The organism is Pseudomonas sp. GM25 (assembly GCF_000282255.1).
Classification (GTDB): Bacteria; Pseudomonadota; Gammaproteobacteria; order Pseudomonadales; family Pseudomonadaceae; genus Aquipseudomonas; species Aquipseudomonas aphyarum.
The window spans coordinates 245,937-260,079 of sequence record NZ_AKJQ01000029.1; the positions used below are offsets into that span (position 1 = coordinate 245,937).

Here is a 14,143-nt window from a genome sequence, read left to right on the forward strand (position 1 = left end):
TAAGTAGGTGTTGAATCAGGCTGTAGCCAGTTGTTTCAGCATTTGTTCGTAGTACTCGACCGATTGCGAACCGGACACCAGGTGCTTGCCGTTCAGGATCAGCGCGGGCACCGAGTTGATCCCGTGCTGCCGGTAGAACGCCTGCAGTTGCCGCACTTCGCTGGCGAATTCGTCGTTGACCAGCACCTTGCGGGCCCTCGCCGCATCCAGTCCCGCTTCGGTCGCCAGACGGATCAGCGTCGGGTGATCGTTGGGGTTGTCGCCGTCGCGGAAGTAAGCGCGCAGCAGGATCTTTTTCAGCACGATCTGCCGCCCTTCCTGCGCCGCCCACATCAGCAATCGATGGGCGTCGAAGGTGTTGTGAAAGTGCGTGCGTTTCTCCAGGTCGAACTCGAAACCGATGGCCTGGCCACGTTCGATTTGCATCTTCTTGCCGGCGGCGACGTCTTCGGCGGTGCGACCGTATTTGCGCATCAGGTGCTGCACGGCCGGTTCACCTTCGGCGGGCATGTCCGGGTTGAGTTCGAAGGGCTTGTAGGTCAGCTCCACCGAAACCTCGCCGGCCAGATTGCCGATCGCCTGCTCCAGCGCTGTCGCCCCGAGTGCGCACCAGGGGCACACCACGTCGGAAACGAAATCGATGGTCACGGTCGGGGTCATGACTGGCCCCGCTCCGCCAGCTGTCGGCGGTATTCGGTGGTGGTGATGCCGGCGTAGCCCCAGTTATCGGTGTCGACTTCTTCGATCACGATGTGGGTCAGGTCCGGGCGTTTGTTGAGGACGCGTTCCAGGGTTTCAGTGATTTCGGCGATCACCTGAGCTTTCTGCTCGCGGGTAACACCGTCGCGGGTGATGCGTACGCTGACAAATGGCATGACGACTACTCCAGTGACCTGCCCTCGGGATGATGGTCAGGTGTTGGAGCTCAATGTAGGCGTGTGCCGGGAGGGGAAAAAGTAGGGGTGGGGAACTTCATTTGTGAGGTGGTGTAATGAATTGACAATCCAAAGTTCAGTGACAGAGAATCCCCCCCAAGAGCGCGAAACCGGCTGCCATCAGGTGGCGATAGCCGGCGTTAGGAACCCCGTTGATGACCTGAAAATCAGCGTTCGGGTGAGACCTCTTCTCCCCTGCTTGAGGGAGAAAAATATCAAGCCTCTTTGAAAAATGCCGGCAGCGATGCCGGCTTTTTTATGAGCGTTATTTAAACTTCCCTTGAGATACGCCTGCTCAATTGCTGGCATAACGCGCCGACCCTGTCAGTCGTTTCCCTCTGAATATCCCCGTAAACGCACCCAAACCGTGCACTTTTTTTGACCCCAATCACCCCCACGTCACCAAAACCCCCGATCCTGTGTCAGCCTCCAGCCATCGGCGGGGACATCAATTCGCTACTAATTGCGCGACAACTATGCTCAGGTGCAGGAATATAGCCGGCAAATGGCGCCGTTCAGGTCGTCACGTACACAACAATACCCAGCCCACTTCAGAGGGCATTACCCATGGATAGCAGAACCTTACGCAACCTCATGCGCATCGTGCAGACCGGCTCGTTGTCGGCCGCAGCCGAGCATTCGTGCCTCACCGTGCAGGCCCTGGCCGCACAGTTGAACAAGGTCGAAGAGCAGTTCGGTTTCCGCTTGTTTAGACGATCCAACAAGGGGCTGACGCTGACGCCGCAAGGCACGGAGCTGACGCCCTATATGGACAGAGTGCTGATTGCCACGCGGCAAATGGAAGAGAAAGTCGAAACCTTGAAGGTGCCGGGACAGCGCACGTTGAAAGTGGCGTTGAACACCACGCTGGACCCGGATTTCAACCGGCGATTGATCGGACGCCTGATCGAGGTGTTTCCCGACTACCAGATGGAATTCAGCTACGCCGAGTCGATGGAAAACCTCAGCAAGCTGAAGAACGAAGACTTCGACCTTGCGGTGTTGATCGGCCCGCAGCGCCCGGGCTTGCCGAGCATTGTCCTGCCGGAAGTGCAGGTGCAGGTGGTCGGCGCGCACTGCGGTCAGGAGAACGATCCGCTGACGTTGCTCGGCAACAAATTTCAGGTGCGTCCCGCAGAAGATTGTCCGTATTCCCACAGCTTTTTGCGTTTTCTCGACGCGGGGCTGGGCAATCACGAGAACAGTCAGCGGACGATCTACTCCTGCAGCGAAACGCTGACCCTGTCGCTCATCACCCAGATGGACGCGGTCGGCATGGTCTCCCGCGAGGCCGCGCAGAAGAACGGCCTGACGATTTTCCCCGGGTTCGAGGACTTCCTCGAAGTGCGCCTGGCGGTGAACAACCCGGATCTGTCCGGCCAGGCGTTGAACGACGTGGTCGATCTGCCGCTACATGAACGAGCCGAGCGCAATGTACGCAGCCGTCCCAACCGCCACACTGAGAAAGAGGTTTTTGCTGAAATACGCACATAACAACGTCGGAATCGCTGCATAGAATTCCGGGCGATCGAGCTGTATGTGCTGATCCTTGATCAACAAGGGAGTCAGGCTGATCGCAGCGACGATCGCCACCGGCAGGTACTCCAGCGCCCGGGCGACGAAGGGCGGCCAGTGCTCGGTGTTGACCTGCAGCGGCAAGGCCCGTGGCAGGAAGGTCACGGCCATCATCAGCGCGACCACCAGAATCAGGAACGTTTGGTCAGGCATACACCCACTCCGCAGCCCACAAACGTGGCGATGAAAACGTTGAATGGCGAGCTGCCCACCAGACTCAGTGCGCCCATGCAGGCGACTGCGGCCATAGCGGCGATGAGTTTGTTGCGGGTGTTGCACAGCGAGACCAGCACGTAGAGCATCATCGCGGTCAGCGCGTAATCGAGCTGGTATTTGATCAGGTGCGACGCGTACTGCGCGCACAGAGCGCCGAGCAATCCGCCGATCACCCAAGAGGTGTGGCAGAACAGGTTGAAGCCGATCAGATATCGGATGTTCACCGGCGCACCAGTGCCCAGTTTGACGCTGTGGAAGGCGAACGATTCATCGGTCAGGCCGCCGGCGTAACACCAGCGCTCCATGCGGCTCAGACCCAGCGCCCGCAGGGCTTTCGCCATGTAGACCGACATCAGCATGTGCCGCGCGTTGATCAGAAACGTGGTCAGCACGATGGTGGTCAGCGATGCCCCGCTGCTGATCAGCGCCAGCGCCGCAAATTGCGAAGCCCCGGCATACACGAACAGACACATGGCCACCGGCAGCCACAGCGGCAGCCCCGCGTTGACCGCCATCAGCCCGAACACGAACGACACGGTGAAGTAACCGGCCACCACCGGGCTGGCTTCGGCAAAGGTGCGCGATGGCTGACGGTCGACCATCAGCGGCGCACTGCCGGATGTTTCATTCATAGATCCCTCTCAAATGTCCGCTCGCCGTGAGGTTCGCAAAAACCCTGGGCCGTCCAGAAACGCTTGCCCGCGAGGTTAGCATCGTCGACGAACAGAAACATCCGCAGCACACCGACCCGTTTCATGTCGGCCGACGCCGCTTCCACCAGCCGCTGGCCGACACCCTGGCTGCGATAGCGCAGGCTGACCGCCAGATGGTTGATGGTGCCGCGACTTCCGAGCATGCCACCCAGCACCGCGCCGACGATTTCGCCTTCAACGTCGAAGGCAAGATAGGCCGTGGTGGTTTTCTGGATCAGCACGCCGCGCAGGCATTTGGCGTCCTGCCATTCGCAGAACGACACTTCGTCGAACTGGCGGAAGAAGCGCTCCATGCGCTGCGCGTCCTTGGCCGTCGCGCGCCGCAGCACCACCGGTGTCGAGCACTCGACACCGTCTATTTGGGTGATCTGATTAGCGAACAATGTCGAAAGCGGTCCCGGGCCGCGAGAAGGAAATTGCCAGGATCTGCCGGTACGCCATGGCGTGGGAGTGAGTGTTGCGTGCCGGTGTCACGTAGTGACGCATGTCGCGATCGAGGAAGTAAGTGGTGTCGAGAATTTCCTGGTAGGTGGTCGACGCCAGTTGATGCTCGTGGATGTCGTACAGACGACTCTCCGCACCCTCGACATTGTTGCGCCCCCAGAAGTGCACGCCGCTGAACGGGTAGCCGTCGCAGTGAATACCTTCCGGAGTGATTTCCAGCTGTTTGCCGGGCTTGATCTCGATACGGATCTGATGGATCTGGCACTGCCAGATTTCATCGTGCAGCTCTTCCGGCAACACGCTTTTGTACACTTCAAAATCGGTGTCGATCAGGCTGCGCATTACCGGCGAGCTGATGACTTCGTCCGAGAAGTCCTGGAAGTGCCGCACAACGCCGCCCACATAGCTGTTGTTGGCCTTGGACTGCACGTACGCGCGATGTTCTAGTTGCTTCAGTTCGCGAGTCTTGGGGTTGTACTCAAAGTCGCTGTAACGACGGTAACGCATGCCGGCTTCGGCCTGACCGTAGTAACTGTCAGGCTCCATGTTTTCCCAACTTTTGGTCAGTCTGACGAAGTCGGCGAAATGACCGTAGAGATTGAAGTCAGCACCCTGCACATTGGCGTACTTGTCGCGCCGTAGCGATTCGCCCACTTCTCTGGTTAAAACGATCATTACCAAATTCTCCGCTGCATTGAGCGGCCTAATCTATTAGGTGGAGAATTTGCGTCCATGAGAAAGAATTTCAGGCATTTAAAGCCCTGTTTGAAACGCGATTTGAAACGGCTTGAAAGTGCATTTCAAATGACAAAAACACGGGTTTTTATGCTGTTTTTTCAAAAAGCGTCAAAAAAAAACCCCGAACGAGTCGGGGTTTTTCTGTCGCGTTTCGCGGGTTCAACCGATCATCAGAAGATGTTGATCGGGTAGTCCACGAACACACGCAGTTCGTTGCCGCTGACGTTGTATTCGCTGGATTTCTGCGAAACACGCAGGATCGAGCTGCGCAGCTTGATGCTCAGGTCTTTGGCCGGGCCACTTTGCACGACGTACTTGAACTGGTTGAAGATCTCACGCTCGGTGCCGCCTTCGCTGGTGGACGTGGTGATGTTGTCGCCACGCACGTACGCGAAGTTGTAGCTCAGACCCGGTACGCCGAAAGCGCTGAAGTCCAGGCCGTAGCCCAACTGCCAGCTGCGCTCGTCTTCAGCGTTGAAGTCGGACCAGTAGGAGTTGGCCAGGTAGATGGTGTTGCCACCGTCACCCACGCGACCCTGACCTTTCTGGTAACCGCCATAGGCGTAACCCAGGTTGCTGTCGCCGGTGGAGCGCTGGTGCGCCACGGTGAACGAGTGCGGGCCGGTGGCGAAGGTCGCTGCCAGGCTCCAGATCTTGTTGTCGTCGCCGGTCACACCGTTTTCGCGGACGTAAGAGTTGTCCAGCTTGGTGCGGTAACCGTTGAAGTCCAGGGTCAGGGACTGATCCTTGTCGATCGGGAACACGTAGTTGGCGTTCACGTATTGCTTCTTCAGCACGTCTTCGACGTCGGATGCGTACAGCGCAGCCTTGAACTGTTCGGTGAACTGGTAGCTACCGCCCAACACGTTGATCGACTTCAGACCACCGCTGTCACGGCCTTCAGCGCTTTTACGCGATTCGGCGGTGAAACGACCGGCATCCAGTTGCAGACCTTTGATCTCTTTGGAAGTGATCAAGGTACCGGTGTAGCTTTCCGGCAGCAGACGCGAGTTGTCGTAGTTCAGCACCGGCAGGGCCGGCATCTGGTCGCCGTAGGTCAGTACGGTGTTGGACAGACGGAATTTGACCGCTGCGCCGCCCTTGGAGAGGTCGTCAGCCGCGTTGCCGCTGTCACCCTGTTTGAAGAAGTCGATACCGCCAGCGCCGCTGCGGCCCTTGCCGCCGTCCAGACGCAGCGCGTACAGACCGAACGCGTCCACACCTACACCGACGGTGCCTTGGGTGAAACCGGACGAGAACGTACCGATAGCCGCTTGGCCCCACTCGGCTTTATCGTCGTTACCGTCTTTGTAGTCACGATTGATGTAGGCATTGCGCAGCAGCACTTTGAGGCTGCTGTCTTCCACAAAACCCTTGGACTCGGCCTGGTCATTAGCCATGGCCGAAGTGGCACTCAACATCCCCAGTGCGATCAGACTGATTCGCTTGTTCAACATTTTGTTTTCCTTATTACGGGTTGAAACGCGCTGTGTCGAACGGCTGAAACGGCGCTTATTGCACTCTTTTATTCACCCCGAAACAAAAAGACCCGCTCAAGACTATGTCATGGCGGGCCTGCTCCTAATTTTGAGTCATGGCGGTTAGCCACAGGCGTTGGGCCGAATCGTAGCCGCGCCCTCAACAATGTGTCAATTTCAAGAATCGTCTTTAAATAGGCGAAAAACGTCTAAAAAAAGTAAATTTTGCGATGGCTTCGTGCACGGAATTGCTCGCAGTCAGGGATTTTGATGCGGGATTACGCGCAACCATCGAGGCCACAGACCTGCAGGGTTTCAGTCCCTGGCGCGGGTGTAAACGACTCGCTCAGCCATTGAGCGAAGGCTTCGGACTTGCCCAGCCACGGCCCGATATCAACCAGTGTGAACTGACCGTCCTGTTCCAGTGCAAAAGTTGGAAAACCCTGCCCACCAACTTTTGCCAACAGGGCGCGGCTGTTCTTTATATGTTGTTCGGTGTCGACGGACTGCACGGTGTTCAAGAAAATATCGGCGTTGTAGCCCAACTCCACCGCACATTCCAACAGCACACTTTCGTCGGCAATTCGCCGCCCTTCGACATAGTGCGCAGTCTGCAAACGCCCAAGCAGTTCCAGGCCACGACCGTCGATTTTTTCCGCTGCCATCACAGCAGCAATCGGTGGTGCCGAATCAAACACCGCCGAGTGATCGCGCAACAAGCCTTCGAAGTAGGCGTCGCCGAATGGCTGACCGGTGTATTCGGCAATGCGCCGATCATGTGGCATTACGTAATTGCGCAGTTGCGGTGAAACGTTCTGGCGGTTGGCACCGGTCATCATGCCGCCTGCGTGGGCGATCACCGGCAGCACTTGCTGTGCGGCTTGCACCAGTGGTTTGGCGCCATAGCACCAGCCGCACAGCGGGTCGTAAATGTAATGAAGTGTCATCGGAAAACTCCGCTCGGAAGGTGGGAAAAATGATGTCGGCACATTAGTCCCTCGGTCGTTGCGGAAAAACGCCGGAATGGCTTTCAGTCTGTTTCGGCAATCGGTCAAATGCACTCGTTGTCCGCTCCGATACAAATCTGAAATAAATTGACACAATCAAACCACGGAACCTTTCAGGAATAATTAACGGAAGCAAATGCAAAGCATTACCATTCGCGCGCTCGAATTCTTCTACCCTTTCGGATGCGCTTTTCAATGCCTGCCCCGTTCCGTCTCACGCCCGTCACGCTTGGGCTTTCTGCCTTTTTGTCTTCCGGTTTCGCTTACTCCGCGACCGAACTGCCCGCCACCTCGATCAGTGCCGAAACCCAGGCCGACGACCCGCGTGTGAAGGTCAGCAATACCGCGACCCGTACTTCAACACCCGTGCGTTACGTGCCCCAGGCAATCGACTCGGTCAAGACCGCCAACTTCGCCAACTACGGCACCAATGACCTGGGCGACGCCTTGAGCGGCATGCCCAACGTCAGCAGCGGCGGCGACACGCGCTTCGACAGCCTGCGCATCCGCGGCTTCGACGCCAGCAATGACTTCTATCTGGACGGCATCCGCGACGACAGCCAGTACAAGCGCGACCTGCACAACATCGAACGCGTCGAAGTGCTCAAGGGCCCAGCCGCTGTGCTGTACGGCCGTGGCAGCCAGGGCGGGATCGTCAACCGCGTGAGCAAGGCACCCGAGTTCGGTCGCCGCTCGACCATCGAGGCCCAGGGTGGCAGCGAAGATCTGCGCAGCCTGTACGCCGACCTCAGCACCGACCCGAGCGACAACATCAGCCTGCGCCTGAACATGGGCAACATGGACGAAAACAGCTTCCGCGACGGCGTCAGCGGCAATCGCCAGCTGTTCGCACCGTCGATGAGCTGGCAACTCACCCCTGACCTGAATTGGCTGGTGCAATACGAATACAGCCGCTACAACCGCACGCCGGATCGCGGCATTCCCGGCGTCAATGGACGTCCGGCAGATGTCGGCCGGGACACGACCTACGGCAACGATCACGATTTCATCGACGACAAGACGCAATCCCTGCGCTCGAAACTGGCTTATGAAATCAACGACAACTGGCAGCTGCGCCACACACTCGGCGTGTTCAAGCTCGACAGCGATTTCGACAACACCTACCTCACCGGTTACACCCCGGCGACCAAGAAGGTCACCCGCCAGCACTGGCAACAGGATCTGACCACCCGCAACGTGTTCAACAACGTTGAGCTGGAAGGCGGATTCGAAACCTTCGGCCTCGAGCACCGCCTGCTGACCGGCCTCGAAACCGGCAGCCAGCGCCGCGACCCGACGCTGTACAACGCCGCCACCGGCCGTGGTACTCAACCGGTTCCGTCGCTGGATCTGTACAACCCCAACCGCGACCTGCGCCACACCGGGCGCATGCAGGTGTCGAGCAGCAGCCACACCGAAGTCGAAAGCCGCGCAATCTACGTTCAGGATCAACTGCGCCTCAACGATCAATGGCAACTGCTCGCCGGTCTGCGCTACGACACCTTCGATATCGAGTCGACCAACAAGCTGCGCAACATCTCCGAAGACCGTGACAGCCATAGCACCAGCCCGCGTTTCGGCGTGGTCTGGACGCCGCTGCAGAACCACTCGTTCTACGCCTCGTGGACCAAGACTTTCTCGCCGGTCGGCGGCGGTCTGATCGGCATCACCCCGGGCGCGGCCGGCAACACCAATGACCTGAGCCCGGAGCTGACCAAGCAGAAAGAAATCGGCGTGAAGAGCGACTGGCTCGACGATCGCCTGAGCACCACCCTCGCCGTCTATGAGCTGGAACTCTACAACCGTCGCACCACCGATCCGAACGATCCGACCCTGACCGTGCTCAGCGGTCTGCAACGCTCGCGCGGGATCGAGTTGACCGGTACCGGCAAGATCGTCGGCAACTGGTATGTGCGCGGCGGCGTCGGTGTGCAGGACGCGACCATCGAGAAGGACAACAACGGCCTGGAAGGCAAACGCGTGAACAACGTGGCCAAGCGCAACGGCAGCCTGTTCCTGACCTGGAAACCGGAAATGGGCTGGTACGCCGAAACCGGCCTGACCCTGGTCGGCCAGCGTTATGCCGACAACGCCAACACCACCGTGCTGCCGGGCTACGGTCGCTGGGACGCACTGGTCGGCTACCGCCACAAGGACTGGGACCTGCGTGGCGCCCTGAACAACATCACCGACCGCGAGTATTACTCGTCGGCCACCAGCGCGTTCCAGATCCAGCCGGGCGCTCCGCGCAGCCTGGTGGTCACCGGCACCTACAGCTTCTGATTCGCGCCCATAAAAAAAGCGCTGCCATCCCGGCAGCGCTTTTTACAATCCTTGTTTGTTCTTCTTATCCTTCCATCACATCCCAAAGTGCTTCCAGTTCGGCCTCGCTGAACAGGCCAGCGGGGTAACGCTCGATCATCATCCGGCGCGGATCAGGTTCCCTGATCTGACGCGTTCCATTGGACTTCAACCAGTGCGCGACAATCTGGAGCGACTCACTATTTACAGCCATGGGATGCAACGTCCGCTCGCTGATTACGTTCACTTCGGCGTTCATTTCAGCGCTCTCTCCCCGTTCGTGAGCGGCTACGTTATCCAAGGTTTATGACAGAACTGTTGAAGTTCTCCCCCCTCCCTAGTGCGCCATGAGCGATACAAGAGCTATGCCAATGTCGTGAAATTGTCGACCGGCGGACATAAAGAAACCCGCAGTCCTGACGGGCTGCGGGTTTCTCTTCAAGCGTGGGCAACAAATGACTGCCCGGTCGATTTTCCAATCAACTCAAGCTGTTACATCCGCACTCACTCTTTGTGCGGCGCGGGTTGCTGTTGGGTAAGGCAGTGAATGTTGCCGCCCCCCAGTAACAGTTCGCGACCCGGCACCATTACCACTTCGTGTTGCGGGAACAGGTTCTGCAGGATCTCCCGGGCCGGAGCGTCCATCGGATCGTCGAAGCTCGGCGCGATGATGCCGCCGTTGACGATCAGGAAGTTCACGTAGGAACCGGCCAGACGCACGCTAGGGTTACGTTCCTGAGTACCGTCCACCGGATCCACGCCCGCGCACTCTTCTTCAGTGGCAAACAGCGGCCCCGGAATCGGCATCTTGTGCACCGTGAACGGGCGGCCCTTGGCGTCGGTGCTGCTTTCCAGCACTTTCATCGCGGCCTGGCAGCGCGGGTAGTTCGGATCCTGCGGATCGTCGGTCCACGCCAGCAGCACTTCGCCCGGACGCACGTAGCAGCAGAAGTTATCCACATGGCCGTCGGTTTCGTCGTTGAACAGGCCATCCGGCAGCCAGATGATCTTGTCCACCGACAGGTTTTCGCTGAGCACCGCTTCGATTTCTTCGCGGCCCAGGTGCGGGTTGCGATTGCGGTTGAGCAGGCATTCTTCGGTGGTGATCAGGGTGCCTTCGCCGTCGACGTGAATCGAACCGCCTTCGAGCACGAAGCCTTCGGTGCGGTAGCGCGGGCTGCGTTCGATTTCGAGGATCTTGCCGCCGACCTGGGAGTCGCGGTTCCACGGCGAATACAGACCGCCGTCAAAGCCGCCCCAGGCGTTGAAGTCCCAGTTCACACCACGCACTTCGCCGCTGTTGTTGATCACGAAAGTCGGGCCGCTGTCGCGAACCCAGGCGTCATCGCTGGACATCTCGACCACGCGGATATTCGGCACGTCGAGGCGAGCGCGAGCGTTTTCATACTGGCCGGCGGAGACCGCCACGGTTACCGGTTCGAAACGCGCAATGGCTTTGGCCACGGCGGCGTGAGCGGCCTGCGCCGGCTTGCCGCCCAGGCGCCAGTTGTCCGGACGTTCCGGCCAGATCATCCAGGTCTGGGTTTGCGGTGCCCATTCGGCCGGCATGTAGAAGCCATCGGCGCGTGGTGTACTTTTCAATGTGGTCATGTCGATCAGACTCCAGGGAACCGTCGAGGGTTTTCAACGCGCCGTACAGGGTTGGACGACGGACTATGGCGACTTTATAAACGATAAATATCGGCTTTAGAAGCCATAAAGAAAAAACATTCTCAATTTAACGCGGAAAATACCGATACAAATCGACATTTGTCGGTTCCGGATCGCCTCAGAGCCCTTCTTCCAGCACCTTCGCCAGCATGTCGACAAAGAAATCCACGCTCTGACGCGAGGTGACCATCGGCGGTTTGATCTTCAGGACGTTCAGGTAATCGCCGGTCGGCTGCATGAAAATCCCCAGCTCCCGCAGGCGATCACACAGCAGCGTGGTTTCCTCGGTCGCCGGTTCCAGGGTTTCCCGATTGCGGATCAGCTCGACCCCCAGATAGAACCCGGAACCGTGCACCGCGCCGACCAGCGGATATTGATCGATCAACGCCTCCAGCCGGGCCTTGAAATGAGCGCCGACCACCTGAGCGTTTTCCCAGAGTTTTTCTTCTTCCATGACATCGAGCACCGCCATGCCGATCTGGCAGCTCACGGGACTACCGCCGGCGGACGAGAAGAAATAGCCCTCGGCTTCCAGCGCCTCGGCGATTTCCCGGCGGGTGATCACGGCGCCCAACGGCTGGCCGTTGCCCATGCCTTTGGCCATGGTGATGATGTCCGGCACCACGCCTTGCTCCTCGAAACCCCAGAAGAAGTGGCCCATGCGCCCGTAACCGACCTGTACCTCATCGGCAATGCACACGCCGCCACGGGCGCGCACCATTTCATAGACCTTTTTCAGGTAACCCGGCGGCAGCGAGATCCCGCCCGCGTTACCGTAGACCGGCTCGCAAATGAACCCGGCCAGTTGGCGTTTCTGCTCATCGATCTTCGCCAGATGATGTTCGACGCTGCGTACATAATCCGGCGCCGAATCCGGGCCGCGAAATTCGCCGCGATAAGTGTTGGGAGCGGTCACCGCATGCACCCAGTCCGGACGGCTGCTCAGGGCTTTCGGGTTATCGGCAATCGAGGTCGAGACCGCATCCGCACCCACCGTCCAACCGTGATAGGCCTCCAGCACGCTGATCATGTCGCGTCCACCGCTGGCAGCCCACGCCAGGCGAATCGCCAGATCGTTGGCTTCGCTGCCGCTGTTGACCAGGAACACCCGATCCATGCCCTCCGGCGCCAGTTTCAGCAAGCGTTCGGAAAACTCGGCGACCGCCGCATAGTTGAATCGCGAGTTGGTGTTGAGCAACGACCACTGCCGGCTCGCCACCGCTGCCATGCGCGGATGGCCGTGACCGAGCACCGCGACGTTGTTGAGCATGTCGAGATAGGAGCGGCCCTGCATGTCGATCAGGTGATTGCGCCAGCCGCGCTCGATGCGCGGCGGGTCGACGTAATAGTGTTTCTGGGTGCGGGCGAAACTGGCGTCGCGGCGCGCCAGCAGGGTTGCCGCGTCCAGCTCGGGTTCGGCGTCGCAGGCCAGGCCCAGCAGCGCGGCCGGTGATGGGGAAAGTGCTTGCCAAGCAGCCGCGCGGGTCGGCGTGCAGAACAGCGGCGCTTCAAGCTGTGCGCCACGAGTCAATTGCACGATCAACGGACCGTCCACCGAGCCGAGCACCTGACCTTTGACCAGCGCTGCACCGCTGTGCAACGAAGGTTTCACACCCAGCAAGCGCAGGCTCAGTTGCGGGCCGTCGAGTCGCAGCGCGCCGTCGGCCGACAGGTGAAGTACGCCAGCAAACGGCGCTTCCACCGTCGAACCCTGGGGCACGTGCAATTCGACGTGCAGCGGGAATGTCTCTGGCTCATCGGCGCTGTCAGGCCGGGTGCGCGACAACCGGTATTGCCCGTATCGGCTGGCCGCCAGACCGTGGATCGCGGCGGCCTCGTTCAACAGGCGCTGATCGATGCCAGGTTGCTCCCAGTTGCCCGCCTCGAAGTGCGCGCTCAACACCCCCAGATCGATCAACGCGAATTCGCGCCCGACCAGATCGGGCAACAACGGCGCAAAGCCTTCACTGTCGATGGCTGGCAATGTCTGGCTGACCACCGTGAGAATTGCCGCTTCCATCAATGCCAGCGGCACCGAAGTGGCGACCCGGAAGATCTCCCACTCGTGGGTCAGGTTATCGCGGCTGTAGGTATTGCCCGGGTCGATGCTGACCTGTTGCTCGCCACTGAGCACCAGCACCGCCGCCCGTGCCACGATCAGCGGCCACAGCGCCAGCAGTTCTTCGTGTTGCAGCGGATTGACCGCGTGATAGGCCTGCACGGCCGGCAGAATCACGAACGGGTCGCCTGCGGCGTGATGCAGCAGCGCGGCGCAGGTGACCGACAGATCGGTGATGCGCCAGGTGCGCACCAGATCGCCGAAATCGATAACGCCCTGCAATTGCCAGTGCCGCCGGACGTCACGCTGCCAGACCACGTTGTCATCGGTGATATCCATGTGGATCGCCTGCACCGGCAGTTTTTCCAGCAGCGGCTGCAAACGAAGCCTGGCCTGTTCGGCAGACTCGGCGATCAGCGTGCGTTGGCGTTCGTCTTCGATGACCGGCAGCAGGTGCTCGATCAGTGCGCTGGCGTGGCGCGCGTCCCACTGCAACGTGCGCTCGAGCCCCGGATGGTCGAACCCGGCCAGGGCCAGATCCATTTCGCCGCAGAGCCGGCCGAACCCGGCAACAACCTCATGGCCAAGATGATCGAGAGCCGTCAGTGGCTGCCCCTCGATGTAATCGAGCAGCCGCACATGCACCGATTCTCCACCGACGTCCAGGGTCAGCAGGTCTTGGCCGTCATTGGCCGGGATGACCCGGGGAACGTGGACATCGCAGTGTTCAGCCAAATATTTCAGGCCAGCATGCTGGGCTTGCAGTTCGACCAGCGAATAGTCGCCCCGACAGATCTTCAGCACGAACCGCCCACGCTCGCTGTCGACCCGGTAATTGAGATCCTGCTGGCTGCCCAGGGCCTGCAACGTGCCGTTCAAGCCGTAATGCTGCGCCAGCAGATGCCGGGCCTGCTCCAGCGAAACCTGAGGGCTGGGCAAACTGGCGCGATGAATCAACGTGGCGAACGACATGGAACGACCCCTGAAATTTTATTAGGCGCCTATA

Annotated in this window: 13 protein-coding genes; 2 read left to right on the forward strand and 11 right to left on the reverse strand. The window is 59.6% G+C overall.

What is annotated here, in order from left to right; genetic code table 11:
- Positions 1 to 15: 15 nt before the first annotated feature.
- Both PMI24_RS07940 and PMI24_RS07945 read right to left on the reverse strand, forming a co-directional pair.
- Positions 16 to 660 (reverse strand): DsbA family oxidoreductase, encoded by a 645-nt coding sequence (locus PMI24_RS07940; RefSeq protein WP_007952609.1) that lies wholly within the window; start codon positions 658 to 660, stop codon positions 16 to 18.
- The gene (locus PMI24_RS07945) at positions 657 to 875 is read right to left on the reverse strand and encodes a tautomerase family protein (protein ID WP_007952610.1); all 219 of its coding nucleotides are present in this window, start codon (positions 873 to 875) and stop codon (positions 657 to 659) included. The genes PMI24_RS07940 and PMI24_RS07945 overlap by 4 nt, the downstream gene beginning before the upstream one ends.
- A 627-nt stretch (positions 876 to 1,502) precedes the next feature.
- Between PMI24_RS07945 and PMI24_RS07950 the strand changes: the two genes are divergently transcribed.
- Complete coding sequence (locus tag PMI24_RS07950; RefSeq protein ID WP_007952612.1) at positions 1,503 to 2,429, forward strand: LysR family transcriptional regulator; 927 nt, start codon at positions 1,503 to 1,505, stop codon at positions 2,427 to 2,429.
- On the opposite strand, the gene PMI24_RS28770 is transcribed toward PMI24_RS07950, so the two are convergent.
- The 6 genes from PMI24_RS28770 to PMI24_RS07975 all read right to left on the reverse strand — a co-directional run bounded on the left by PMI24_RS28770 (position 2,346) and on the right by PMI24_RS07975 (position 7,046).
- Positions 2,346 to 2,663 carry an AzlD domain-containing protein gene (locus tag PMI24_RS28770; protein WP_007952614.1) on the reverse strand — a complete coding sequence of 106 codons (318 nt, stop codon included), beginning with the start codon at positions 2,661 to 2,663 and terminating at the stop codon, positions 2,346 to 2,348. The two genes, PMI24_RS07950 and PMI24_RS28770, sit on opposite strands and share 84 nt — an antisense overlap.
- Positions 2,642 to 3,358 (reverse strand): AzlC family ABC transporter permease, encoded by a 717-nt coding sequence (locus tag PMI24_RS07955; RefSeq protein ID WP_007952616.1) that lies wholly within the window; start codon positions 3,356 to 3,358, stop codon positions 2,642 to 2,644. Before PMI24_RS07955 ends, PMI24_RS28770 begins: the two co-directional genes overlap by 22 nt.
- Positions 3,355 to 3,732 carry a GNAT family N-acetyltransferase gene (locus PMI24_RS07960; protein WP_007952618.1) on the reverse strand — a complete coding sequence of 126 codons (378 nt, stop codon included), beginning with the start codon at positions 3,730 to 3,732 and terminating at the stop codon, positions 3,355 to 3,357. The genes PMI24_RS07955 and PMI24_RS07960 overlap by 4 nt, the downstream gene beginning before the upstream one ends.
- A gap of 79 nt (positions 3,733 to 3,811) precedes the next feature.
- Positions 3,812 to 4,558, reverse strand: a complete 747-nt coding sequence (locus PMI24_RS07965; RefSeq protein WP_007952620.1) for a 2OG-Fe dioxygenase family protein — start codon at positions 4,556 to 4,558, stop codon at positions 3,812 to 3,814.
- Positions 4,559 to 4,791: 233 nt separating this feature from the next.
- Positions 4,792 to 6,078: an OprD family porin gene (locus PMI24_RS07970; protein WP_007952623.1), complete on the reverse strand. Its 1,287-nt coding sequence runs from the start codon at positions 6,076 to 6,078 to the stop codon at positions 4,792 to 4,794.
- A 299-nt stretch (positions 6,079 to 6,377) separates the two neighbouring features.
- Positions 6,378 to 7,046, reverse strand: coding sequence for a DsbA family protein (locus PMI24_RS07975; RefSeq protein ID WP_007952625.1), 669 nt, complete (start codon positions 7,044 to 7,046; stop codon positions 6,378 to 6,380).
- Positions 7,047 to 7,301: 255 nt separating this feature from the next.
- On the opposite strand from PMI24_RS07975, the gene PMI24_RS07980 reads away from it, so the two are divergent.
- A complete protein-coding gene (locus PMI24_RS07980) occupies positions 7,302 to 9,389 on the forward strand; it encodes a TonB-dependent receptor (RefSeq protein ID WP_007952627.1) in 2,088 nt (695 codons plus the stop codon).
- Between the two features lie 64 nt (positions 9,390 to 9,453).
- Here PMI24_RS07980 and PMI24_RS07985 read toward each other — a convergent pair whose 3' ends face one another.
- The 3 genes from PMI24_RS07985 to PMI24_RS07995 all read right to left on the reverse strand — a co-directional run bounded on the left by PMI24_RS07985 (position 9,454) and on the right by PMI24_RS07995 (position 14,109).
- The gene (locus tag PMI24_RS07985; RefSeq protein WP_007952633.1) at positions 9,454 to 9,666 is read right to left on the reverse strand and encodes a hypothetical protein; all 213 of its coding nucleotides are present in this window, start codon (positions 9,664 to 9,666) and stop codon (positions 9,454 to 9,456) included.
- Positions 9,667 to 9,911: 245 nt separating this feature from the next.
- Positions 9,912 to 11,018, reverse strand: a complete 1,107-nt coding sequence (aguA, locus tag PMI24_RS07990; protein ID WP_007952634.1) for an agmatine deiminase — start codon at positions 11,016 to 11,018, stop codon at positions 9,912 to 9,914.
- 178 nt (positions 11,019 to 11,196) lie between these two features.
- Complete coding sequence (locus PMI24_RS07995) at positions 11,197 to 14,109, reverse strand: aminotransferase (RefSeq protein WP_007952635.1); 2,913 nt, start codon at positions 14,107 to 14,109, stop codon at positions 11,197 to 11,199.
- Between the last annotated feature and the right edge of the window lie 34 nt (positions 14,110 to 14,143).